22 protein-coding genes are annotated in these 23,318 nt (G+C 72.1%); 11 read left to right on the top strand and 11 right to left on the bottom strand.

Annotated elements, in window-relative coordinates:
- Positions 1–14 precede the first annotated feature (14 nt).
- Complete coding sequence (locus ACQEVI_RS13960; RefSeq protein ID WP_432899743.1) at positions 15–2,294, bottom strand: LLM class flavin-dependent oxidoreductase; 2,280 nt, start codon at positions 2,292–2,294, stop codon at positions 15–17.
- 119 nt (positions 2,295–2,413) lie between these two features.
- On the opposite strand from ACQEVI_RS13960, the gene ACQEVI_RS13955 reads away from it, so the two are divergent.
- Positions 2,414–2,926: a MarR family winged helix-turn-helix transcriptional regulator gene (locus ACQEVI_RS13955; protein WP_432899741.1), complete on the top strand. Its 513-nt coding sequence runs from the start codon at positions 2,414–2,416 to the stop codon at positions 2,924–2,926.
- Positions 2,927–2,991: 65 nt separating this feature from the next.
- On the opposite strand, the gene ACQEVI_RS13950 is transcribed toward ACQEVI_RS13955, so the two are convergent.
- A complete protein-coding gene (locus ACQEVI_RS13950; RefSeq protein ID WP_432899738.1) occupies positions 2,992–3,690 on the bottom strand; it encodes a FadR/GntR family transcriptional regulator in 699 nt (232 codons plus the stop codon).
- Positions 3,691–3,760: 70 nt separating this feature from the next.
- On the opposite strand from ACQEVI_RS13950, the gene ACQEVI_RS13945 reads away from it, so the two are divergent.
- From ACQEVI_RS13945 to ACQEVI_RS13935, 3 genes are read left to right on the top strand one after another with little or no spacing between them, the layout of a single operon-like run.
- Positions 3,761–4,564 carry a (Fe-S)-binding protein gene (locus tag ACQEVI_RS13945; protein WP_432899736.1) on the top strand — a complete coding sequence of 268 codons (804 nt, stop codon included), beginning with the start codon at positions 3,761–3,763 and terminating at the stop codon, positions 4,562–4,564.
- Positions 4,561–6,078 (top strand): LutB/LldF family L-lactate oxidation iron-sulfur protein, encoded by a 1,518-nt coding sequence (locus ACQEVI_RS13940; protein WP_432899733.1) that lies wholly within the window; start codon positions 4,561–4,563, stop codon positions 6,076–6,078. Before ACQEVI_RS13945 ends, ACQEVI_RS13940 begins: the two co-directional genes overlap by 4 nt.
- Positions 6,075–6,734, top strand: a complete 660-nt coding sequence (locus ACQEVI_RS13935) for a LutC/YkgG family protein (protein ID WP_432899730.1) — start codon at positions 6,075–6,077, stop codon at positions 6,732–6,734. The genes ACQEVI_RS13940 and ACQEVI_RS13935 overlap by 4 nt, the downstream gene beginning before the upstream one ends.
- Positions 6,735–6,740: 6 nt before the next feature.
- Here ACQEVI_RS13935 and ACQEVI_RS13930 read toward each other — a convergent pair whose 3' ends face one another.
- The gene (locus ACQEVI_RS13930) at positions 6,741–7,154 is read right to left on the bottom strand and encodes a DUF2000 family protein (RefSeq protein ID WP_432899727.1); all 414 of its coding nucleotides are present in this window, start codon (positions 7,152–7,154) and stop codon (positions 6,741–6,743) included.
- A 51-nt stretch (positions 7,155–7,205) separates the two neighbouring features.
- Between ACQEVI_RS13930 and ACQEVI_RS13925 the strand changes: the two genes are divergently transcribed.
- On the top strand, positions 7,206–8,009 hold the full coding sequence (locus ACQEVI_RS13925; RefSeq protein WP_432899724.1) for an AraC family transcriptional regulator: 804 nt from the start codon (positions 7,206–7,208) through the stop codon (positions 8,007–8,009).
- 73 nt (positions 8,010–8,082) lie between these two features.
- Here the strand turns inward: ACQEVI_RS13925 and ACQEVI_RS13920 are convergent, their stop codons facing one another.
- Positions 8,083–9,084: a CU044_5270 family protein gene (locus ACQEVI_RS13920; RefSeq protein ID WP_432899721.1), complete on the bottom strand. Its 1,002-nt coding sequence runs from the start codon at positions 9,082–9,084 to the stop codon at positions 8,083–8,085.
- Positions 9,081–9,725, bottom strand: a complete 645-nt coding sequence (locus tag ACQEVI_RS13915; RefSeq protein ID WP_432899718.1) for an RNA polymerase sigma factor — start codon at positions 9,723–9,725, stop codon at positions 9,081–9,083. The genes ACQEVI_RS13920 and ACQEVI_RS13915 overlap by 4 nt, the downstream gene beginning before the upstream one ends.
- 163 nt (positions 9,726–9,888) lie before the next feature.
- Between ACQEVI_RS13915 and ACQEVI_RS13910 the strand changes: the two genes are divergently transcribed.
- The 6 genes from ACQEVI_RS13910 to ACQEVI_RS13885 all read left to right on the top strand — a co-directional run bounded on the left by ACQEVI_RS13910 (position 9,889) and on the right by ACQEVI_RS13885 (position 16,282).
- Positions 9,889–10,545, top strand: a complete 657-nt coding sequence (locus ACQEVI_RS13910) for a uridine kinase family protein (RefSeq protein WP_432899715.1) — start codon at positions 9,889–9,891, stop codon at positions 10,543–10,545.
- 70 nt (positions 10,546–10,615) lie between these two features.
- On the top strand, positions 10,616–11,821 hold the full coding sequence (locus ACQEVI_RS13905; RefSeq protein WP_432899713.1) for a glycosyltransferase: 1,206 nt from the start codon (positions 10,616–10,618) through the stop codon (positions 11,819–11,821).
- A 41-nt stretch (positions 11,822–11,862) separates the two neighbouring features.
- On the top strand, positions 11,863–12,972 hold the full coding sequence (locus tag ACQEVI_RS13900; RefSeq protein ID WP_432899710.1) for a LacI family DNA-binding transcriptional regulator: 1,110 nt from the start codon (positions 11,863–11,865) through the stop codon (positions 12,970–12,972).
- 102 nt (positions 12,973–13,074) lie between these two features.
- Positions 13,075–14,205: a Gfo/Idh/MocA family protein gene (locus tag ACQEVI_RS13895; protein ID WP_432905934.1), complete on the top strand. Its 1,131-nt coding sequence runs from the start codon at positions 13,075–13,077 to the stop codon at positions 14,203–14,205.
- Positions 14,202–15,425, top strand: coding sequence for a dihydrodipicolinate synthase family protein (locus tag ACQEVI_RS13890; RefSeq protein ID WP_432899708.1), 1,224 nt, complete (start codon positions 14,202–14,204; stop codon positions 15,423–15,425). The genes ACQEVI_RS13895 and ACQEVI_RS13890 overlap by 4 nt, the downstream gene beginning before the upstream one ends.
- Complete coding sequence (locus ACQEVI_RS13885; protein WP_432899705.1) at positions 15,422–16,282, top strand: sugar phosphate isomerase/epimerase family protein; 861 nt, start codon at positions 15,422–15,424, stop codon at positions 16,280–16,282. Before ACQEVI_RS13890 ends, ACQEVI_RS13885 begins: the two co-directional genes overlap by 4 nt.
- Positions 16,283–16,341: 59 nt before the next feature.
- Here ACQEVI_RS13885 and ACQEVI_RS13880 read toward each other — a convergent pair whose 3' ends face one another.
- The 6 genes from ACQEVI_RS13880 to ACQEVI_RS13855 all read right to left on the bottom strand — a co-directional run bounded on the left by ACQEVI_RS13880 (position 16,342) and on the right by ACQEVI_RS13855 (position 23,251).
- Entirely contained in the window at positions 16,342–17,043 is a 702-nt protein-coding gene (locus ACQEVI_RS13880; protein ID WP_432899702.1) for a DUF624 domain-containing protein, read from the bottom strand.
- Positions 17,044–17,048: 5 nt separating this feature from the next.
- The gene (locus ACQEVI_RS13875) at positions 17,049–17,888 is read right to left on the bottom strand and encodes a carbohydrate ABC transporter permease (RefSeq protein WP_432899700.1); all 840 of its coding nucleotides are present in this window, start codon (positions 17,886–17,888) and stop codon (positions 17,049–17,051) included.
- Complete coding sequence (locus ACQEVI_RS13870; RefSeq protein ID WP_432899697.1) at positions 17,888–18,841, bottom strand: carbohydrate ABC transporter permease; 954 nt, start codon at positions 18,839–18,841, stop codon at positions 17,888–17,890. Before ACQEVI_RS13870 ends, ACQEVI_RS13875 begins: the two co-directional genes overlap by 1 nt.
- A gap of 123 nt (positions 18,842–18,964) precedes the next feature.
- Entirely contained in the window at positions 18,965–20,260 is a 1,296-nt protein-coding gene (locus tag ACQEVI_RS13865) for an extracellular solute-binding protein (RefSeq protein ID WP_432899694.1), read from the bottom strand.
- Positions 20,261–20,330: 70 nt separating this feature from the next.
- Positions 20,331–22,232 (bottom strand): DUF2264 domain-containing protein, encoded by a 1,902-nt coding sequence (locus tag ACQEVI_RS13860; RefSeq protein WP_432899692.1) that lies wholly within the window; start codon positions 22,230–22,232, stop codon positions 20,331–20,333.
- Positions 22,229–23,251 carry a hydroxyacid dehydrogenase gene (locus tag ACQEVI_RS13855; protein ID WP_432899689.1) on the bottom strand — a complete coding sequence of 341 codons (1,023 nt, stop codon included), beginning with the start codon at positions 23,249–23,251 and terminating at the stop codon, positions 22,229–22,231. The genes ACQEVI_RS13860 and ACQEVI_RS13855 overlap by 4 nt, the downstream gene beginning before the upstream one ends.
- Positions 23,252–23,318: the final 67 nt, after the last annotated feature.

Raw genomic sequence — 23,318 nt, 5'->3', positions numbered from 1 at the left:
CCGTGCCAAGGGGGCTACTCCGTCGGCGGGATCGGGAAGTTGGTCCGGAACACGTTCGACGGGTCGTACGTGGCCTTGACCGTGCGCAGCCGGGAGAACGTGGGCTCCGGGAACGCCTCCAGCAGCCGTTCGGGCCGGCTGTCGGTGTCGAAGGAGAGGTACGAGCCCTCCATCACGGGCCCGATCTCGGTGTCCCACGCCTGGTTGAGCCGGTCCTGGCTCGATCCGAGCGCCGAGAGGTTGAAGTTCTGGTGCCGGTGCGCGTAGGCCGTGGCGTCGGGTGCGACGTCGTTCGTCGCGCCGCCCGTGGCCCGGACCGCCATGAAATACGACTCCCGCGAACCCAGCAGACGCTCGATCGCCCGGCTCGTGGACTGGTCGAGATGCGTGAGCAGACCCGACCGGGCCGACGGGTCACCGCCGCCCGAGTGGTGGGCATCTTCCTGGCGCACCACGCCCGAGTAGGGCACGAGCTGCGCCTGATGCCCGAGCAGCGGCCCGGCCTCGGCGAGCAGCTCCAGCTGGGCTATCGCCTCGTCCGGGTCGGCGTCGGCTCCCTCTGCCGCGAACACGGTCATGAGCTGCGCCATCGGCGACTGACCGCCGCGCCCGGGAGCGATGATGATGTTCGACGTCAGCCCGCGCGGGGCCGCCTCGACGGCGGCGCCCCACTTCTCGAGGAGCCCCGCGGTGTCGGTCGCGTCGAGCGTCATCTGGGAGAAGACGACGTCTCCGACGGCGCCGGCCTCGATCTCCAGCCAGGTCACGACGCCCATGTTCCCGCCGGCGCCACGCAGCGCCCAGAACAGGTCGGGGTGCTCGTCGCGGGAGGCGTGCAGCACGCGGCCGTCGGCAGTGACCACCTCGGCCGCGACCACGTGGTCGATCGTCAGGCCCTGCAGCCGGCCCAGGAACCCGATGCCGCCGGTGGTGCCGAGCCCGCCGACGCCCACGCCGCCGTAGTCGCCCGACGTGATGGCCCAGCCGCGCGGCGCGAGCGCCGCCGCCACCTCGCCCCAGGTGGCCCCCGCGCCGATCCGCACGCGGCGCGTGGCCTCGTCGACCACCTCTACCGTCCGCATGCCCCGCATGCTGAGCACCACGCCACCGTCGTTCGTGGACCGGCCGGAGATCCCGTGCCCGGCCGAGCGGACGGCGAACTCGACGCCCTGCTTCTGCACCCAGGCCAGGCCCGCGGCGACCTCGTCCACCCCCTGCGGCCGCAGCACGAGGCCCGGAGCGCCGGAGCGCAGGTAGTTGTGCCGCACCGCCTCGTACTCGCGGTCGCCCGGCTCCACCGCCCGCGCCGCCAGCTCCGGCGGGAGCGAGTCGTAGTCGATCCCCTGCCGTCGCGCGGTCAGCGCCACCGCGCCGCGGCGGGCGGACGCCGGTACCGTGCCGGCCGACCGGCGCTCCGCCGCCACGGCCTCCCGCACCGCCGGGACCACGTCCTGCGCGAACGCCCGGATCTGGTCCGGGTCGTCACCCATGACGATGAACCCGCTGACGCCGTCCTCCAGCGCCAGGAGCGTGAGCTCCTCGACCCACTGGTCGGCCGGACCCTGCAGCGGGCCCGACGAGCGGTCGGTGATAGCCCCACCCAGGTTCAGCAGGCGGCGGATCTCGCTCGGCGAGCGCCCGGCCTCCTGGGCGGCCTCGTCGATGGTCGCGTTGCCCCGGGCGAGGTCACCCTCCTTGAAGTAGGGCAGGGAGGGCAGCCAGCCGTCGGCCTTCGCACCGGTGAGGCGGAGCATCCGCTTCTTGTACGCGCCGAGCCAGATCGGGATGTCGTGCGCGGGAGCGGGGCCGCGCTTGGCGCCGTCGACCCGGTGGAACTGCCCGGGCACGCGCAGCGGGGTGCGGTTGGTCGCGTCCCAGATACCGCGCATGATCTCGATGCCCTCTTCGAGGGCGTCCACGGACTCGGCGGGCGTGCGGCGCGTCGCGCCCATCGCCGCCATCGCGTCCCAGAAGCCGCCCGCGCCCACGCCCATGTCGAACCGGCCGCCGCTGAGCAGGTCGAGGCTCGCGGCCGAGCGGGCCACGAGGGCCGGCTGGCGCATACCCAGGTTGAGCACGTTCCCGGAGATGTGGATGCGCTCGGTCTGCGCGGCGACCCAGGACATCAGGGTCCACGTGTCGAGGAACGACGGCTGGTACGGGTGGTCCTGGAAGGTGACCAGGTCGAGGCCCAGCTGCTCGGAGAGCTGCGCCAGCCGGACGGGCGCCTGCGGGTCGCTGTTGGTAGGGGTGATGAACGTGCCGAAGAGCAGCTCGTGCCCGTAGTCGGTCATGCGTGCGATGTCCCTCGTGTCGCCTCGTCCGCCGCATCTCGCGGCCGATCGTCTGTTCAAAAGATGATATTAGCAACAACTCTTCTGAGAGACCGCACATTTCCCGTAGGATGGGGGGCATGAGCACCACGCCCACCGAGACCCGCACGGACCAGCACTCCCTGTTCGGCTGGTCGCTCGCCGCGCTCCTGCGCGACTGGAGCGCCCGGGTCGACGCCGCGGCCGACGACCTGCCGCAGGGCACGCGCGGCTACCAGCTGCTCACGGCAGTGGTGCACGGCAACCTGCCGAGCCAGGCGGCGCTCGCCGCCACCCTGGGCATCGACCGCACAGTGATGACCTACCTGCTGGACGCGTTCGAGGGCTGCGGGCTCGTCGAGCGGCAGCTAGACCCGGCCGACCGGCGCGCGCGGCGCATCGTCGCCACGGACAAGGGCCTCGAGGTGCTCGCCGCGATGCAGGCCCGCGTCGCCGCCGCGGAGGAGGAGCTCCTCTCCGGGCTCGAGCCGGAGCAGCGCCTGCTGCTCCGCCATCTCCTGGAGCGCGCCGCCACGGGTACGGGCCCGGACGACGACCCGTGCCGCACCGTGGTGCAGGCGACCACGCCCGAGCACGTGTCAGACGCTCGCTGACGTGTCAGACGCATAGGTCACCCGGGTGACCTGTGCATCTGACACGTCGTCGGGCGTCTGACAGGTCAGCGCTCGCCCAGGCCCGTCTCGCGGTAGTAGGTCTCGATGTGGGAGCGCATGAGGCGTTCGGCTTCGGCGGCCTCGTGCCGCGTGACGGCGTCCAGGATCGCGCGGTGCTCCGCGCAGAGGCGTGCGGCCGTCCTGGGCCATTCCTCGACGGCCTCCGCGCCCGCCGCCACATACGAGGCGACGGCGGCCCGCATACCGCTCAGGATGGCCTCGACGAGCTGGTTCCCGCCCAGGCGGGCCAGCTCGATGTGGAAGTCCTGGTCGTGCTCCAGGAAGGCGGTGGCGTCGAGAGCGGGGTCCGCCATCGCCTCGACGTGCTCACGCGCCCGCGCCAGCGCGGCGTCGTCGCTCGCTCGCTCGGCCGCGTCGCGCACGGCGCCGGCCTCCAGCAGCACGCGCGTGCGGACGACGTCGGACACGGGCAGCGTGCCCGACGCCACGTGCAGCCGGACCGCCGCGCCGAGGCCCGCCGCGGGACGGTCGATCAGGGTGGCCCCCGCGCTGGGGCCCGAGCCGACGGCGGTGCGCACGATCCCCATCGCCTCGAGGATGCGGATCGCCTCGCGCACGGACGGGCGGGACACCCCCAGCTCCTCCGCGAGCGCCCGCTCCGCCGGGAGCCGTTCACCGATCGACCACTTGCCGGCGGCCAGGCCTGTCTCGATCTGGGCCAGGACGCGCTCGTGGGTTCTCACCGGGCGATTGTACTTCTGTGGTCTGTCCACAGTGGGCTATGGTGAGGTAAGACCTCGAAGGAGAGTGCCCATGCGCATCGCCCTGGCTGCCACCTGCATCGCCGACGCCATGTTCCCGCAGGCCCCGAGGGCCGTCGTCACGCTGCTGGAGCGGCTGGGCCACGAGGTGGTGTTCCCGGCAGGTCAGGCATGCTGCGGCCAGATGCACGTCAACACCGGCTACCTCGCCGAGGCCGTCCCGGTGGTCCAGAACCACGTGCGCACGTTCGCCCCCGTGGCCGACGGCGAGTGGGACGCCGTCGTCGTGCCGTCCGGGTCGTGCACGGGGTCGATCCGGCACCAGCAGTCGATGGTCCTGGAGCGCGCCGGGCTGCACTCGGAGGCGCGGGCCGCGAGCGCCGTCGCCGAGCGTACGTACGAGCTGTCCGAACTGCTGGTCGACGTGCTCGGCGTGACCGACGTCGGGGCCTACTTCCCCCACCGGGTCACCTACCACCCCACGTGCCACTCGCTGCGGATGCTCGGCGTGGGCGACAAGCCCGAGCGGCTCCTGCGGGCGGTCGAGGGGCTGGAGCTCGCCCCGCTCGCGGAGGCCGAGGGCTGCTGCGGGTTCGGCGGGACGTTCTCGCTGAAGAACGCGGACACGTCCGCGGCGATGCTCCAGGACAAGGTCGCCACGGTGGTCGACACGGGCGCCGAGGTGCTCACCGCGGGCGACTGGTCGTGCCTGATGCATATCGGCGGCGGCCTCTCGCGCGGCGGCACGGGCGTGCGGCCCATGCACCTGGCGGAGATCCTCGCCTCCACGCGGGAGTCGCCCGTGGTCCCGGGGCAGCCGGACGCGGGCCGCCCCCAGCAGGAGGTGGCCCGATGAGCACGTTCCTCGGTATGCCCTCCGCGCGCGACAGCCGCGGTCCGAGCCCGGACGCCGCGCCCGGGACCCTGTCCGGCGTCGGGCGTCCGGAGGACCCGCTGCACTGGGGCGCCTCGTTCCCCGACGCCGCGAAGGCAGCGCTCGACAACGGCCAGCTGCGGCGCAACCTGGGCAAGGCGACGTCGACCATCCGGACCAAGCGGGCCCGCGTGGTCGGCGAGGTGCCCGACTGGGAGGCGCTGCGGGACGCCGGGTCAGCGGTGAAGACCGACGTCATGGCACGGCTGCCGGAGCTGCTCGAGGAGCTCGAACGCAACGTGACCGCGCGCGGCGGGGTGGTGCACTGGGCGCGGGACGCCGCGGAGGCCAACCGGATAGTCGCTGACCTGGTGCGCGCCAAGGACACCGACGAGGTGGTCAAGGTCAAGTCCATGGCCACCCAGGAGATCGGGCTCAACGAGGCGCTCGCCGAGGAGGGCATCGCGGCGGTCGAGACCGACCTCGCGGAACTGATCGTGCAGCTCGCCGACGACATGCCTTCGCACATCCTGGTGCCGGCCATCCACCGCAACCGCACGGAGATCCGCGACATCTTCCTGGAGCGGATGGCGGACGCCCCGCCCGACCTGACCGACGTGCCCCGCGAACTCGCCATGGCGGCCCGTGCGCACCTGCGGCGCAAGTTCCTCTCCGCGAAGGTGGCGATCAGCGGCGCCAACTTCGCCGTCGCGGACACCGGGACGCTCGCCGTCGTGGAGTCCGAGGGCAACGGCCGCATGTGCCTGACGATGCCCGAGACCCTGATCACCGTGATGGGGATCGAGAAGCTGATCCCCACGTTCGACGATCTCGAGGTGTTCCTGCAGCTGCTGCCGCGATCCTCGACGGGCGAGCGGATGAACCCGTACACGTCGATGTGGACAGGCGTCACCCCGGGCGACGGACCGCAGGAGTTCCACCTGGTGCTGCTCGACAACGGCCGTACCAAGGTGCTCGCCGACGAGGCGGGGCGCTCGGCGCTGCACTGCATCCGCTGCTCGGCGTGCCTCAACGTCTGCCCCGTGTACGAGCGGGTGGGCGGCCACGCCTACGGCTCGGTCTACCCGGGCCCGATCGGCGCGATCCTCACGCCGCAGCTCACTGGTGAGAAGTCGGACCTGCCGTACGCGTCCACGCTGTGCGGCGCCTGCTACGAGGTGTGCCCCGTCAAGATCGACATCCCGTCGATCCTCGTGGAGCTGCGCGCCCGCGAGGTGGCCCTGTCGGGGGCGGCGCCCGAGACCGCTGACCGGGTCTGGAAGGCCGCGATGAAGGCGGCGTCCTTCGCGATGGCGGACGGCGGACGGTTCCGCCGCGCGGCCCGGGTCCCCCGGCTGCTGCGCGCGATCTCCCGCAACGGCGTGATCCGGCGGCTGCCGTTCCCCGGCTCGCTGTGGACCCGGTCGCGGGACCTCCCGGAACCGCCGAAGCAGACGTTCCACGACTGGTGGGACGCACGAGAGGACGGGCGATGACCGACGCCAAGGGCGAGATCCTGTCGCGCATCCGGGCTGCGCTGGGCTCGGACGAGACGACGGCGGCCCCCACGGTGGTACCCCGCGAGTACCGGTCCGCCGGCGAGCACGCCCCGGGGTCCGACGTCGTGCTGGAGCTGCTGATCGACCGGCTGGTGGACTACAAGGCCGAGGTGCACCGGGCGACGCCCGCGGAGCTCCCGCCGCTGCTGGCTCGGCTGGCCGCGCCCCGGCCCGCCGAGCGGCGCGGCGTCGTCGTGCCCCACGGGCTGGACAGTGCCTGGCTGTCCGCCATCGACGACGCCGACGTGCGGAGCGACTCGCGGGACGCGCCCCTGTCGGCGGCCGAGCTGGACGGGGTGGACGCCGTGATCACCGCCGCCCGGGTCGCCGTCGCCGAGACCGGCACCATAGTGCTGGACGGCGAGCCCGACCAGGGCCGGCGCGCGATCTCCCTGGTCCCCGACGTGCACGTGTGCGTGGTCCGGACCGACCAGGTGGTGCAGACCGTCCCCGAGGCGGTGCGGCTGCTCGGCGCCGCGCCCGGCCGCCCGCTGACCTGGATCAGCGGCCCGAGCGCGACGAGCGACATCGAGCTGGAACGCGTGGAGGGCGTCCACGGCCCCCGCACCCTCCACGTGGTGCTGGTGTCCTGACGGGCGTCAGGGGTGCAGCTTTGCGCCCTTGACCACCTTGTCCACGACGCGCCGCTCACCCGCCACCGCGACCCCGACCAGGTCGAGCTTCTCGGTGGCGACGCTCGCGACGGCGGCCCGGTTGTCGACGTCGTTCCCCGTCGCGAACAGGTCCGCCGTGTAGACGCCGATCCGGAGCCCCCGCGTGGCGGCGCGCTCACGGATCGTGGCGAGCTGGTCGCCGTCGGCCACCATGACCATGACCGGGGTGCCGAGCATCGCGAGGTACTCGCCGCCGTCCGCGTCGCGGTACGCCTCCCCCACGAGCTCCGGGTAGGCGGCGGTCACGGCGCTGGACAGGAAGGCGGTCACGTTGTTCTCCTGCCAGCCCAGCAGGTCGTCCCGCAGCACGATCACGATCTTGGCTTGTTCGAAGGTCATACCGCTCACACTGCGGTCGTCCGGCCCCGCGGATCTTGTACGTTCTTGATCATGAGTCCGGATGTCGTGCGCGCCTGGCGGCCGGGGCTCCCCGGCATCGCCGAGGTGCTCCACGCCGCCTGGCACGAGCACGCCTACCCGGCCCACACCCACGACACCTGGACCGTGCTGATCGTCGATCGCGGCCTGATCGGCTACGGCCTGGACGGGCAGGAGCACGCGGCCGAGCACACCGGGGTCACCGTGCTCCCGCCCGGAGTCGTGCACGACGGGCGGTCGGTGACCGCCGCCGGCTTCCGCAAGCGCGTGCTCTACCTGGAGCCCAGGGTGCTCGACGACGGCCTGGTCGGCCGCGCCGTCGACGCGCCGCTCGTGCTCGACGACACGCTCCGCGCCCGCTTCGTCGGCCTGGACCGAGCACTCACCGTGCGCGAGGACCTCGCGGCCGAGAGCCTGCTCGCCCTGGTCACGGAGGGTCTGGCCTGGCACCTCTCCGGCCGGCCGACGCCGCCGCGCGAACCCGACACCACCACTACCGCGAGGAGGGCCCGCGACCTGCTCGACGCCGACCCCACGCGGCCGGTCCGGCTGGCCGAGGTCGCCGCCGAGCTCGGCGTCACGGTGCCGCACCTGGTGCGCGCGTTCACCCGGGAGCTCGGCCTCCCGCCCCACCGGTACCTGGTCGGACGGCGGCTCGACATGGCCCGCCGTCGGCTCCTGGCCGGGGAGCCCGCGGCCGACGTCGCCGTCGCCACCGGGTTCCACGACCAGGCGCACCTCACGAGGCACTTCCGCCGCCTCCTGCGCACCACGCCGGGCCGCTATCAGCGCGGCGGGCCGCAACTGGGCGGGTGATCGGCAAGAAGTCAGGTGATCGGCAGTCTGAGCTGCCGATCACCTGACCTTCTACCGATCACCCGCGGAGGGCTCAGGGCTTCTGGCCCACCTTGTCCACCACACCGGACTCCAGGAGCGCCCACCCCGCGCGGTCCGCGAGCTCGTCCGGCGACCGGACCTGGCGGCCGCCCAGGAACTCGTTCGTCTCGCGGTCGAAGATGAGCTCGTCCCGGTCGCCGCCGGCGTACGTGAGCCCGACCGCCACGCCCGGCCGGCCGGCCGCGTCGATGGCGTCGCCCGTGACCGTCACCTCCGGGATCAGCGCGACCGCCTCGAAGAGCGCGCTCCGCGCCTGGGGCGGCAGGCTGCCGATCGCCAGGAGGTCCGCCGCTCGCACGAACGTCGCGCTGTCGGGCAGCGGCTCCGGAACGTCCTCCGGCGGCGGCCCCGCGGTATCCCGGAGGTACCGCAGCATCACGTCGGGGTCTCCATCCACCGGGATGTCGGCCGGAATGGCCGGCACGTTCACGCACCACTCCTCGGTGCCTTCGGCGCACGGCTCGAGCGGGGACGAAACCGGATCCTCGCCCTGCACGGTCCAGCCCTTGCTCAGCCCAGCGTGCTGGCCGTCGACCGACCGCCAGCTCTCGACGTGCCCGGCCTCCAGGGGCTCCGCCGTCACATCAAGCGTCTCGACGACGTTCCGGTACACGAACTGGTCCGGCCGCGGAGCCCACGGCTCGCGTTCCGCCTCGACCGCCGCCGCCTCCTGCAGCACCGCCGCTGCTGCGGCGCTGATCGGCAGGCCCGCCTCCTCACCCTCGCCCGACCCGCCCAGCCCGAGGCTCGGCGCGATCACCAGTGCTGCCGCCAGGGACGCCGCTACCCCGCCAACCAGGGCGAGCCGCCGGCCCGGCCTGCGCATCCGGATCACGTCGCCGACCGCAGCCCGCGACGTGGCGCCAGGGGCACCCGCCGCGCCGCCGTCGGGCACGAACCCGGCAACCACTCGCTCGCGCAGCGCCGCGGGCGCCCCGCCCGGCGGGTCCAGCTCCGTCCCGGCGTCTCGCAGCATCGTCATCTCGTCGGTCATCGTCCCGCCTCCAGCTCGTCCGTCGCGCCCGCGCCGAGCGCGGCTCGTACCCGTCGTCGTGCGCGGTGCAGCCGCGACCGGGCGGTACCCGGCCGGATGCCCAGCGTCTGCGCTATCTGTTCCTGGGTGAGGTCGCCCCAGGCCTCCAGGAGCAGCACGTCCCGGTCGCCCGGGGCGAGCTGTCGCAGTGCCTCTGCCAGCTCCGGTCGTGCGGCGCTCGCGCTCACGCGCTCGGCCACCCGGTCCGCCGGCGATTCCTCGGTGTGTCCGACGTCGGAGCGGGCCCAGGCCCGCAGCCGCGCCTCCTCCGACCGGTGCCACCGCGCGATCTCCTTGGTGGCGATCCCGTAGAGCCAGGGCCGGGCGTCCGGCCGCGAGCGGTCGTACGTGTTCCGGCGTCGGAACGCCACGGCGAAGGTCTCCGCCACCACGTCCTCGGCGTGCTCGCCCCCGACGCGCCGGTAGGCGTACCGGTACAGACCGGCCGCGTACCTGTCGTAGAGCATCGCGAACCGCTCGGAGTCCTGGTCGGCGGCGGCGATCACCGCGGCGTCGGTCATGATCTGCGGAGCAGTCACCACGCCGATCGGGACCGTGGCGCCGGCCCATGTGCTCAGCCGCGGGACCGTCTCCGCGCTCACGTCGGCCGTCCCGCCGTCGGCCCGGTACGAACGTGTCTCATATCGCTTCTCCTTCGCCTCGCCGCACCCACTGTCACCCCTGTATCGCCGCGAGCACACGAAAGTGTTCGCGCCCGCGACCGACGGCGCGCGCAGCGGGCCGTGTGCGGGAGAATTGCCTCTCGTGACCGACCCAGCGCCCGAGCCCACCCTCTTCGACCTCCCGCCGGGTGCCCGGCGTCCCCGGGCACGCGTGGTGCTGCTGACCGGACCCTCGGGGTCGGGCAAGACGTCGCTCACGCAGCGCCTCGGGCTGCCGGTGGTGCAGCTCGACGACTTCTACCTGGACATCGACCATCCCGGCCTGCCGCAGCGGTACGGCAGCGTGGACTGGGACAGCCCCGAGACCTGGGACGGCAAGGGTGCGCTCGCCGCGCTGCACGAGCTCGTGACCGAGGGCCGCGCCGACGTCCCGGTGTACGACATCCCGACGTCGCGCCGGACGGGCATCCGCCGGCTCGACATCGGCGACTCGCCGCTCGTCCTCGCGGAGGGCATCTTCGCGGCGCAGCTGGTCGACGTCTGCCGCGCCGAAGGCCTGCTCGCGGACGCCATCTGCCTGTCCCGGCCGCGGCTGGTCACCTTCTGGTTCCGGTTCCTGCGGGACGTCGCCGAGGCCCGCAAACCGCTGGGCACGCTGCTGCGCCGCGGAACCTCGCTGCTGCGTGCCGAGCCTGCGATGATCGAGCGGTGGGTCGCGCTGGGCTGCCGGGAGACTTCACCCGCCCAGGCGGAGAAGGACATCCGCAACCTCCTTGTGCAAAAGTCCTCGAACACGTAATCCTCGCGTAACCGAATTGCCACGTACCCCACATGCTCAGGCCTCACCCTGGGCGCAGGAGGTGGTGTCTGTGATCCAGCGCAACAGCTTGCGTGTGCTCTCGCTGTACGAGGGCTTCTTCAGTGGCGGGGCTCGTGTCCTGCACTCGACGGTGGTCGCCGGTCTGCATCAGGGCGGTCGTCAGCAGCATTCTGTGCTGAGCCTGCACCACGAGGTCAGGCGTGAGGCCACCCTCCAGCGCATGGAGGACGACCCCCGGTACCGCGCTCTGCGCGCCGCGGGCGTCCGGATCGGTTCACTGGGCCGGAGCACCGACGCGGGCCACGACCCGCGTACCTTCACGGAGACGGAGCTGGCGGCCGCCGTGCGCCAGGCCGAGAGCTCGCACGTGGTGCTGTCGCTCAAGGAGCAGCCGCTCCGGCTCGTGAACCAGGACGCGTTCCCGAACCGTCCCGTCATCGCGTGCCTGCACCGGTCGGACCCCGAGCACCAGGGCGACGCCCTCGACGACCTGCTGACCGCGGCGGACCGCGGCCGGCTCGCCGCCGTCGTCTGCTGTGCGGAGTCGACGCGGGACGCGTACCGCGAGGCCGGCGTACCCGCCGACCTGCTCCGCGTGGTGCCGAACGGCATCAACCTCGCCCGGTTCCGCCCGGTCCAGGGCGCGCGCCGGCTGGCCCTGCGAGGTGCGGCAGGGGTGCCGAGCGACGCGACGGTGGTCGTCTACGCCGCGCGGTACGACGAGATGAAGAACCCCGAGCTCTTCCTCCGGTCGGCCCGCACGTTCCTCGAGCTCGAGCCCGATGGCCACGTGCTGATGTGTGGTGCCGGGATGACGTCGGCCAACCCGGCACTGCAGGCCGACCTCGCCCGTATCTTCGGCGACCGGCCCGACCTGCTGGCCCATGTGGACCTGCTGGGTGTGCGGCACGACATGGAGCTCATCTACGCGACGGCGGACGTCGTCGCGCTCACCTCGACGTTCGGTGAGGCCGCGCCCCTGTGCCTGATCGAGGGCTCGATGTGCGGGGCGGTACCGGTCACGACCCCTGTGGGCGACGCGCCGTCGATAGTGGACCGCATAGGTTTCGTGACGTCGTTCGACCCCGCCGAGATCGCCGCGACCTGGATCGAGGCCGCCGCCCGGCGCGAGGAGCTGGAGTCGGCCCGGACCGCCGTCCGCCCCCGCTTCAGCCACATCCGCATGATCGCCGGCTACTCGACGATCATCGAACGCACCCACCGCGAAGCAGCCTTGAAGCCGCTCCGCGTCTGACCCGATGACCACAGGGGCGTCGGACACGGCAAGATGACCTCATGTCCGACGCCCCCGTCACCCTGAGCCAGGTCGCCCGAGAGGCCGGCGTCTCACTAGCCACGGCGTCGCGCGCCATCAACGGGAGCGCCACCCGCAGCGTCCGCGCGGACCTGCGCGAGCGTGTCCTGGAGACGGCACGCCGGCTCGACTACTCGCCGGACCCGAGCGCGCAGGCCATGGCCCGCGGCCGGACGTCGGCGCTCGGGCTCGTCGTGCACGACATCGCCGACCCGTACTTCTCGACCATCGCGGCCGGCGTCGCCCGCGCCGCCGAGCGCGAGGGCCTGATCGTCACGCTGTCCTCCACGGAGCACAACCCCGAACGGGAGCTCGCCTTCGTCGAGCTCGCCCGGCGGCAGCGGTCCCGCGCGATCATCCTCGCCGGTAGCCGCAGGGTGCCGCCCGAGGCCCTGCCGGGGACGCACCCGGCGGAGGTCGTGGACCGGCTGCAGCGCGAGGCCGGCGCGCTGGAACAGGCGCTGACCACGTTCCAGCAGGCCGGGGGCGGCGTAGCGACGATCGGGCAGGCCGTGGGCGGGCTGCCCGTGGTGGAGATCGACAACGCGGGGGGCGCGGGCGATCTCGCGCGGGCGCTGCACCAGATCGGGTATCGCCGGTTCGGGGTGCTGGCGGGACCGCCCGGGCTGCGCACCGCTGCCGACCGGACGAGCGGTTTCCTGAGCGCGCTCGTCGAGCTGGGCTGCCCGGTACCCGACCGCGACGTCGTGCGCGGCAGCTTCACGAGGGACGGCGGCCACGAGGCGATGACGGCGCTGCTCGGGCGGGCGGCGTCCGCCGAGGCTGTGGCCGCGGAGACACCGGAGGTGGTGTTCGCGGTCAACGACGTCATGGCCGTGGGCGCCATGGCCGCCGTCCGCGACGCGGGCCTGCGCGTGCCGGACGACGTCGCCGTGGCCGGGTACGACGACATCCACACCCTGCGCGACGTGTCCCCCAGGCTCACGACCGTGCGCATCCCCCTGGACGAGATCAGCGAGGCGGCGACCGCGCTGGCGCTCGGCCGCAAGGACGAGACGCCCGCACCGGTGCGCGGCGAGGTGGTCCTCCGCGACTCCACGCCGGGGACGGTCGGCCGAACCGCACGCTGAGGGCGCATGTACTCACCGCGAGTCGTGCGCTACGCTTTCCGGGAAAGCGCATTCCCAAGCCACGACGATGGAGTCCCGCCCGTGACCACACTTCGCATCGCCATGAACGGCGTCACCGGCCGCATGGGTTACCGCCAGCACCTCGTGCGCTCGATCCTGCCGATCCGCGACCAGGGTGGCGTCACGCTCCCCGACGGTTCGCGGGTCCAGGTCGAGCCCGTGCTGGTGGGCCGCAACGCGGACAAGCTCAAGGAGCTCGCCACGCTGCACGACGTGGAGCACTGGACCACCGACCTGGACACGGCGATCGGTGACGCCGACATCGTGTTCGACGCCGCCATGACGAACCTGCGCCCCGCGACGCTGTCCAAGGCGATGCGGCAGGGCAAGCACGTCTACACCGAGAAGCCGACGGCGGAGACTCTCGCCGAGGCGATCGAGCTCGCGCGGCTCCAGGCGGAGACCGGCGTGACCGTCGGCGTCGTGCACGACAAGCTGTACCTGCCGGGCCTCGTGAAGCTGCGCCGCCTCGTGGACGAGGGCTTCTTCGGCCGCATCCTCTCGCTGCGCGGCGAGTTCGGCTACTGGGTGTTCGAGGGCGACTCGCAGGCCGCCCAGCGGCCCTCCTGGAACTACCGCAAGGAGGACGGCGGTGGCATGACCACCGACATGTTCTGCCACTGGAACTACGTGCTGGAGGGCATCCTCGGGCAGGTCAGGACGGTGACGGCCAAGACGGTCACGCACATCCCGACCCGCTGGGACGAGTCCGGCAAGGAGTACGCCGCCACCGCCGACGACGCCGCGTACGGCATCTTCGACGTCACCACCCCGGACGGGGACGACGTCGTCGCGCAGATCAACTCGTCCTGGGCCGTGCGCGTGTTCCGCGACGAGCTCGTCGAGTTCCAGGTGGACGGCACGCACGGCTCCGCCGTCGCCGGCCTGCGCGAGTGCCGCGCCCAGCACCGCTCGCACACGCCCAAGCCCGTGTGGAACCCGGACCTGCCGGTCACCGAGCCGTTCCGCGACCAGTGGCTCGACGTGCCCGCGAACGCCGACCTCGACAACGGCTTCAAGCTGCAGTGGGAGGAGTTCCTGCGCGACGTCGTCGCCGGGCGCCCGCACCGCTACGACCTGCTGTCGGCGGCCCGCGGCGTGCAGCTCGCCGAGCTCGGCCTGCAGTCGTCCGCGGAGGGCCGCCGGCTCGACATCCCGGAGATCACACTGTGAGCGCCCCGACAGTCGCGTTCCCCGTGTTCGACGGCGACGGCCGGGTCACCGGTTCGGAGACCGTCGAGCTGAGCGCTCCCGGCCCCTGGACGAAGCCGTCGCGCCCCATCGAGTCCCGCATCGCCTTCGCGGCGGCCCACGTGGTACCGCAGGTCGGGGCGGAGAACGTCCCGGGCGCGCCCGCCGTCGTCGACTGGGACTCCACGCTCGCCTACCGGCACCGCATCTGGGAGCACGGTCTGGGCGTCGCCGACGCGATGGACACCGCGCAGCGCGGCATGGGACTGGACTGGGCAGCGACCCAGGAGCTCGTGCGGCGTTCGGCGGCCGAGGCCGCCTCCGTGGGCGCGCGCGTCGCCTGCGGTGCCGGCACCGACCAGCTCACGCCCGACGTCGTCGCCGGGCTGGAGCCCGGCAACGCGGGCCTGGCCGCGGTGGCCGACGCGTACCTCGAGCAGCTCCACCTGGTACAGGACGCCGGGGCGCAGGTCATCGTCATGGCCTCACGTGCGCTGGCGAAGGTCGCCCGCGGGCCCGAGGACTACGCCCTCGTGTACGACGCGGTCCTCGCCGACGCCGAGCAGCCGGTGATCCTGCACTGGCTGGGCACCATGTTCGACCCGGCGCTGGCCGGCTACTGGGGCTCGGACTCCGTGGACGATGCCACGGCGACGTTCCTCGACCTGATCCGGGCGCACCAGCCGCGGATCGACGGCGTCAAGGTGTCCCTGCTCGACGCGAACCACGAGGTGGGCCTGCGCCGTTCGCTGGCCGAGCTGTCGTCGGGCGCCTCCGACGTCCGGCTGTACACCGGTGACGACTTCAACTACCCCGAGCTCATCGCGGGCGACGAGCAGGGTCACTCCGACGCGCTGCTCGGCATCTTCGCCGCGATCTACCCCGCCGCCTCGACGGCACTGCAGGCGTTCGACGCCGGTGATACCGAGGGCGGGCACAAGATCCTGGCCTCGACCGAGGCGCTGGGCCGGCACATCTTCGCCGCGCCCACGTACTACTACAAGACCGGGATCGCTTTCCTGTCCTGGCTCAACGGGTTCCAGCCCGGGTTCTCCCTGGTGGGCGGGCTGCACTCCGGCCGGTCGCTGCGCCATCTCGTCGAGCTGGCCCGCCTGGCCGACGGTTGCGGCATGCTCCTCGACCCGCCGCTGGCCGCCGCACGGCTCCGGGCCCTCCTGACGACGTACGGGGTGACCGCATGAGCCGCGCCTCGCTGAACACCGCGACCGTCAAGCACGCGTCCCTCGCCGAGGCGTGCGAGGCGGCGGCCACCGCGGGCTTCGGAGCGGTCGGGCCGTGGCGCAACCTGGTGCAGGACGTCGGCGCGCCGCAGGCGGCCCGCATCATCGCCGACGCCGGGCTGCGCGCGTCGTCCCTGTGCCGCGGCGGGTTCCTCACCGCCGCCGACGACGCCGGGATCCGCGCCGCGCTCGACGACAACAAGCTGGCGATCGAGGAGGCCGCGACGATCGGCACCTCGGAGCTGGTCTTCGTCGTCGGCGGGCTCGTCGGGTCGACGCCGGGCGGTGCCCCGACGTCCGGCGTGGACCGCGACCTCGTCGCCACGCGCGGCCGCGTTGCCGACCGGATCGCCGACCTGGTGCCGTTCGCGGCCGAGCACGGCGTGCGGATCGTGCTCGAGCCGCTGCACCCGATCTTCGCGGCCGACCGGGCGGTGATCTCCACCCTCGCCCAGGCGCTGGACCTGGCGGCGCCGTTCGCGGCGTCCGAGGTCGGCGTCGTGGTCGACACGTACCACGTGTGGTGGGACCCCTCGCTCAGGAAGTCGATCGCCCGGGCGGGCCGGGAGGACCGCATCGCGTCGTACCAGGTGTGCGACTGGGTGCTGCCGCTCGCGGCGGAGCCGCTGAACTCGCGCGGGCACGTCGGCGACGGGTACATCGACTTCGCGACGATCACGGGCTGGGTCCGCGACGCGGGTTACGAGGGTGACGTAGAGACCGAGATCTTCAACGAGGAGATCTGGGACCGCCCGACGTGGCAGACGGCAGCGACGGTGCTGACCCGCTACGAGAAGCACGTGGCTCCGCACCTCTAGCCTGTTGAATGCTGGGTATTTGTTGAGCAGACGCCCGTCTCCCAACAAATACCCAGCACTCAACGAGGGGGTTGGGGCCGGAGCGTGAAGCGGCAGATGCCCCATACCGCGTACAGGAGCGGTGCCGCCGCGAAGCCGAGGCCCACGACCGGGCGCACCGCCAGGACGGACAGCAGCAGCCCGAGCACGAGCAGGACGCCCGCCGAGAGGTACCAGCGCCGGCTGCCGAGCACGAGGGCCGCGAGGAGTACGTCGCGCAGGCGGGCGCCGACCGTGTCGGGCACGGCGGCCAGGGCGAGGACCGCGGTCAGTACCGCCCCGACAGCGAGGGTGACCAGCACGGGGATCACCAGCGCTCCGAGGGTGCGGCCCCAGAAGAAGGCCACGTCGACGGCGACCACGACGACGGCGCCCGTCGCGAGCGCCCCGATCGCGAGGCCACGGCGCAGGTGTCGGCGCCAGGCGCGCGCGAAGGTGCGCACCACCGCCGTCGACCCGTCGGAGCTGAAGGCGCCGAACACCGCGAAGGCCGCGGCAAGTGCCGGGCCGAGCAGCGGCGCCGCCAGGGCGATGTACGGCCAGGTCGCGGTGGGGTCGGTCGCCGCGACCAGCACCACGAGGGGCAGGCACGCGATCGCCAGGAGCAGGTTCGTCATCAGCCCCGTGTAGACGGTGCCGAACACCATCTCGTACGTCTCCGGCCCGATGAGCTGCCGACGGCGCGTTCCCGCGGCGCCGGCCCCCGCCCCCACGGTGTCCATTGTGGTCACCCCTTCACGCCCGTCGTCGCGATCCCCTGGATGAAGTAGCGCTGGCCGAAGAGGAAGATGAGCGCGATCGGCAGCACCGACAGCACCGAGCCCGTCATGATCAGCGCGTGCTCGGCGTTGTACTCCCCGATGAACGACTGCAGGCCGAGCTGGATGGTCCACAGCGGGCGCTCGCGCAGGTAGATGAGAGGACCGAGGTAGTCGTTCCAGGTCTGGACGAACGTGATGATCGTCAGCGACGCCAGGGCCGGCACGGACAGCGGCATGATGATGCGCCACCAGATGCCGTACTCGGAGAGCCCGTCGATCCGCGCCGCCTCCGACAGCGAGTCGGGGATGGACTCGTAGTACTGCTTCATCAGGAACACGCCAAAAGCGCCGAACGCCTGCAGCAGCATGATCGCCCACAGGGTGTTGTTGAGGCCCCAGCCCGAGAGCATCTGGAACTGCGGGATCATGTACGACTGCCACGGCACCGCGATGGTCCCGATGTACAGCAGGAACAGCACGTCCCGGCCGGGGAAGCGCATCTTGGCGAAGCCATAGGCGGCAAAGCTGCCGGTCAGCACCTGCAGGAACGTCACGGCGACCGACACCACGAGGGTGTTGCGTACCCACGTGACCATGTCGGCCTTGACCCAGATGTCGACGTAGTTGCGCCACTGCACGGGATCCGGGATCCACTGCACCGGTGCCGTGAACACCTGGTTGTTGAGCTTCAGTGACGAGATCACCATCCAGGCGAACGGCAGCATGATGCCCGCCGCGGCGATGATCATCACCACGTAGAGCAGGATGCGGCCGGACCTCTGGGCCGCGGACGTACGGGCGGCCATCAGGCATCCCTCCGCTTGTTGTAGAGGAACTGCACCACGGTCACGAGGATGCAGATGAGGAACAGGACGACGGCGATGGCCGAGGCGTACCCGAAGTCGAACTGCTCGAAGCCCTTCTGGAAGATGTACTGGCTGAGCACGAGGGTCGCCTGGCCCGGCCCGCCGTCGGTCATGACGAGGATCAGGTCGAAGACCTTCAGGCTCTGGATGGTGACCATGACGGTCACGAAGAACATCGTGGGTCGCAGGCAGGGCAGGGTGACGTTCCAGAACCGCTGCCAGGCGCCGGCGCCGTCGATCCGGGCTGCCTCGTGCAGCTCGGTCGGCACGGTCTGCAGGCCGGCCAGGAAGAGGAGCATGTAGTAGCCCATGTCCTTCCAGGTGCCCACGATGATCACGGCGGGCATCGCCCAGTCCTTGGAAACCGTCCAGCCGGGCACGTCGCCGTCGGTGAACAGGCTCAGGAACTGGTTGATCGGACCGAACTCGGGGCTGAACAGCATGTTCCACACCACGGCGACCGCGACGATCGACGTGATGTAGGGGAAGAAGGCCACCGTGCGGAAGAACGCGGCGCCACGCAGCTTCTGGTTGAGCAGCAGCGCGAGGGCGAGCGACACGACGATGGTGATCGGGATGTGCAGCGCGGCGTAGTAGAAGGTGTTGCCGAGCGCGATGTGGAAGCTCTTGTCGCCCACGAGCCGCGTGAAGTTGTCGAGGCCGACCCACTGCGCGGTCCCGAAGATGTTCCAGTCCGTCAGGGACATGTAGAACAGGGTGAACACCGGCGTCAGGGTGAGCACCGCGAAGCCGAGAAAGTTCGGCAGGATGAACGTCCAGCCGATCAGCGCGTTGCGCACCTTCAGCGACGTACGCGGCGCTCTGAGCTGCCGCGAGGGCTCCGGCTGCGAGAACCCGAGGGTTCGCTGGTTGCCGACGACCGGTGTCGTCATGGGGAATATCTCCTCTGAAGTGCCGATGTTCCGGGGCCCCACACAGGGCCGGCCCTTGGTTGTGGGCGCGATCGTTGCGACCATGCGTCCGGCGCGACGATCGCGCCCACAACCAAGGAGGGGTTAGCCGACCTCGTTGGCCACGCGTTCCTCGGCCTCCGTGATGGCCTCGTCCACCGGGGTGGACTCGGACATGACCGCCGAGTGCATCTCACCCAGGATCGTCTGGATGGCTGCCGTGTTCTGACCCACCGGGTTCTCCGGCAGGGTCTCGTGCGTGGTGTAGGCGAAACGGGACAGCTCGTCCTGGGGCACACCCTCCAGCGAGAAGATCGCGTCCGCGACCGCTTCGTCGATCAGCGCCGGCGTGATGCCGATCTCGGCGAGCGCGGCGGCGCCCTCGGGGCCCGCTGCGAACTTCAGGAAGTCCTTCGCGGTAGCGATCTTCGACTCGTCGATCCCGGCGTTGATGCCCATCGTCGTCGGGTCACCGAAGCTGACCGGCGTGTTCTCCGTGCCGGTCGTCGACTCGTCGAACTGCGGGATGGGCGCGATGCCCCACTCGAACGTGTTGGCCGCACCCGAGGCCTGCTCGGCCACCAGCGTGCCGATGTACCACGAGCCCATCGGCATCATCGCTGCCTTCTGGGTGCCGAACTGCGCCTGGTAGGTCAGCTCGTTCGTGGTGACCGTGGCGTAGGACGGCTGCGAGCCGGCGTCCTGCAGCGCGAGCTCACGCTCGTAGTACGGCGCGAGGTACGAGAAGTCGCCGCCGTCGATGGAGGCGCCCTGGGTCTGCGCGAGCGCGAAGCCCTGCACGGTGGACTGCCAGCTGTGCAGGTAGGTACCGGTGACCTGCTTCTCGTCGAGGCCCTCGGTCAGCTCTGCCGCCGCGGCGGCGTAGTCGTCCCAGGTCCAGGAGCCGTCGGGCAGGTCGACGCCGGCCTGCTCGAACATGGCCTTGTTGTAGTAGAGCAGCCACGTGTCCTGGCGGTAGGGCACCGCGAACGTCGCGCCGTCGACGGCCATCGGTTCGAGGCCACCCGTCGCCGGGTCGAGCTCTGCCGCCACGTCCGAGATGTCGAGGAGCGTGCCGCCCTCCTGGAACGTCACGTAGTTCTTCAGGTTCTTCACGATGAAGACGTCCGGCGCCGCGCCGGCCGACAGGTCGGCGGTGAGCGCCGTGTCGTAGTCCTCGCCCGCCGGGTACTCCTTGAGCTCCACGGTGACGTCCGGGTTCGCCTCGCCGTAGGCGTCCGCCAGGGTCTGGAACTCCGGCGTGGACGCGAAGTCCCAGCCGGCCAGGGTGATGGTGACGGGGCCTTCGGCGGCCTCGGGCTCGGACTCGGCGCCGCACCCGGTCAGGGCCAGCGACGCGGCGGCGGCAACGCCGACCGCGCTCATGAGCTTGCGGTTCATTCCTACTCTCCTTCGAGTAATTCCGCTCCCAGGACGCCTTGCTGGCGGTTGTCGGGAGCGGCGTGTGTGGTCAGGGCAGGGTTGCCGTGGTCTGTTCCCCGTCCGGCCAGGTCACGGCGGCCTGTCCGGCGGTGAGCTCGAGGCGCGGCTGCCCGATGGCGGGCGTGCGCGCCAGGTAGATGCCGACGGCCACCCACCCGTCCGGGACCGGCGCGTACCGCGACCAGGGGGTCACTGCCGGGCCGGCCAGCGGGGTGGAGTCGTCGGAAGTCGTCTCGCCGCACACCGGTGCGACGTCGCCCAGCAGGGGAACCACCGTGGAGACGAGCCCCGGACCGGCGGCCCAGCCGCCGATCCGCAGCGCAGTGGCCTTGGTGGTCTCGATCGCCTCTGCCTGCGAGAGCGCAGAGACGCGCACCAGACGCACCTCCCAGGCGCCGCGGACCAGGGACACCGTGGTGATCCGGCCCGCAGACGTCGCGGTGCCCGGTCGGCCGGAGCCGTGGTCGGGGACGGTCGGGTCGGCTTCGACCCAGTGGGCCACGGCCGTCGAGGACAGCACGGCTGCCGTCTCGACGGGCTCGACCAGCGGTCCGGTCTCGAAACCCGTGCGGTGCGTCGCCAGACCTTCGGCGTCGAGCAGCACCACCGACTGGTCCAGGGGTGAGTCCCACGCCTCGGCGTCGAGCAGCGGCGAGGTCGCCGTCGAGTAGCCGAGCCGCGCGTAGAGGGGCGAGTCGCCGACGTCGGCCCCCGGCACCGCGTGGTCGGTGCCGTGGTTGATCACGCGGACGATGCCGTCGTCGCGCGTGGCGCTGATCGCCCAGCCGGGCGCGGCGGCGATCGCGAGCACGTCGCCGGCGTCCACGGGGAGCGGTTCGGGGGCGGCGGTCCACACCTCGTGGGACGCCGGGAGTGCCAGGCCGAGCAGGCCCTTGCTCGCCCAGTAGGGCGATCCAGGACCGCTGTACCGCTGCGCGATGGGCCGCCACGGGCCGTGCCAGCCGAGGGTGAGCAGGCCGTCAGGTCCCGGCACGTCGTGCTCGGCGAAGTGCCGCACGATCCGCGTCGCCGCCTCCCTGATCTGTCCGGGGCGACCGACTCCGGCGAAGGCGCCGGCCCAGAACGGCGCGGCGGCCGCGAAGCGGTAGGTGAGGCTGCGGCCCTGGACGAGCGGACCGCCGTCCGACCCGACGAGGGCCAGCGCGTCGTCGAGGTAGCGCGCCAGGTGCTCGCGGTCGGCTGCCGACCGGGTCGTCAGGTCGTCGCCCGCCGCCGATGCGACCTCGGTCGCACCCGTCATCCGCTCCCACAGGGCCGGGTACAGGTGCAGGGCCCAGCCCGCGTAGTGGTCGAAGCTCCGCTCGGGACCGTCGGCGAACCAGCCACCGGGACGGCGGAACCGGTCGTGCGCCGCGAGGTCGTGCACCATGTCGTCGGCCGAGAACGGGCCGCCGACCGACCGCAGGAATGTCTCGACGACGATCCGGAACCACACCCAGTTGTTGTCCGGGTAGTCGGGGTCGCCGACGACGGACGCGAGGTACTCGACGGTCCGTTCCTGCACGTCGGGCGACAGTCGGTCCCAGATCCAGGGCCGCGTCATGTCGAGGATCAGGGCGAGCGATGCCGCCTCGACCTTGGCCTGGCCGTGCTCCTCGGGCCGCGTCCAGCGCTCGGGATGTGCGGGGTCGGTGCCGGCCGCCAGCCCTGCCGCGTACCGCTCGGCGAGGCCCGTCGGGTCCGCCCCGTCCTCGCCCGCGAGCCGGAAGCCGGCCAGCAGGAACGTGCGCGCGAACCCCTCGAGGCCGTCGACGGCGGTGCCGTATCCGCCGGGCCTGCCGGGCAGCGTGATGAGCGACCCGCTCGGCGAGGCGTACGGCCGGACCCCGGCCAGGAGCCGGTCGGCGTAGGCCGTGAGCCAGGCGCGGGCCTCGGGCCCGGTCTGCATGGTGGGGACGTGGTGGCTCATGCGACGAACTCCATGTCGGCGCGGGTCACGGCGCTCCGCGGGGAGTCACCCCGCGCGTACCGCTCGAGCTCGTCGAGCGCGGCGGCGGTCATCCGCCGTGTCTCCGTGCCGAGCGACCCGGCGATGTGCGGCGTGATCATGACGTTGGGCAGGTCGTACAGCACGGACTCCGCCGGCAGCGGCTCCGGCTCCGTGACGTCGAGCATCGCGTAGATGCGGCCGGTCGCGCACTCGCGCTCCAGCGCCGCGGTGTCCACGACGGCACCGCGCGCGGTGTTGATCAGGGTTGCGCCGTCCGGCATCAGCGCCAGCTCGCGCGCGCCGATCAGCTTGCGCGTCGAGGGCAGCTCGGGGACGTGCAGGGAGACGATGTCGGACGCGGCCAGCAGTTCGTCGAGCGACACCAGCCGCGCACCGGCCTCGGCCACGTCGGCGGGGTCCGCGAACGGGTCCGCGACGAGGAGCTCGCGCGTCTCGGGGCCGGAGCCCTGCACGGTCAGCCGCGCCACCACCTGGCGCCCGGTCCGGGAGAAGCCGACGATCCCGACCACCCGGTCCCGGTTGGACAGGACCTCGTGCTCGCCCAGGTAGGACCAGTCGGCGCGCCGCGTACGGGCGATGTTCGCGAGGAACGGCGCCTTCTTGCCCGCCATGAAGATCGCGGCCACCGTGAACTCGGCGACCGGCAGCGCGTTCTCCGCGACGGCGTTGGTGACGAGCAGCCCGCGCTCCCAGACGGCGTCGGACACCAGCGGCCGGACCGTGCCCGCACAGTGCAGCACCGCGCGCAGGTTCGGCGCGAGGTCGAGGACCTCCGCCGTGATCCGGGGAGCACCCCACGACGTGAGGAGCACCTCGACGTCCGCCAGCCGTTCCTTGGCCTCTGGCGTGTCGTAGGCGGTGACACGTACGGGCTCGCCGAGCCGTGCGAGCTCGCGCAGCCGGGTTTCCTCCTCCGGACCGAACTGCATCTTCCGCGCTCGGTCGTCCATGACGAGCAGGACCTCAGGTCGCCGCACCACCGCTCTCCTCCCCATCGAGTTCACGTTCGCCTGATCATCCAGCCGAACAGTTCCGATCAACTAC

The sequence above is a fragment of the Promicromonospora sp. CA-289599 genome (assembly GCF_050936155.1).
Classification (GTDB): Bacteria; Actinomycetota; Actinomycetes; order Actinomycetales; family Cellulomonadaceae; genus Promicromonospora.
The sequence above is the reverse complement of the archived record's forward strand: the minus strand, read 5'-3'. Positions and strand labels throughout refer to the sequence as shown.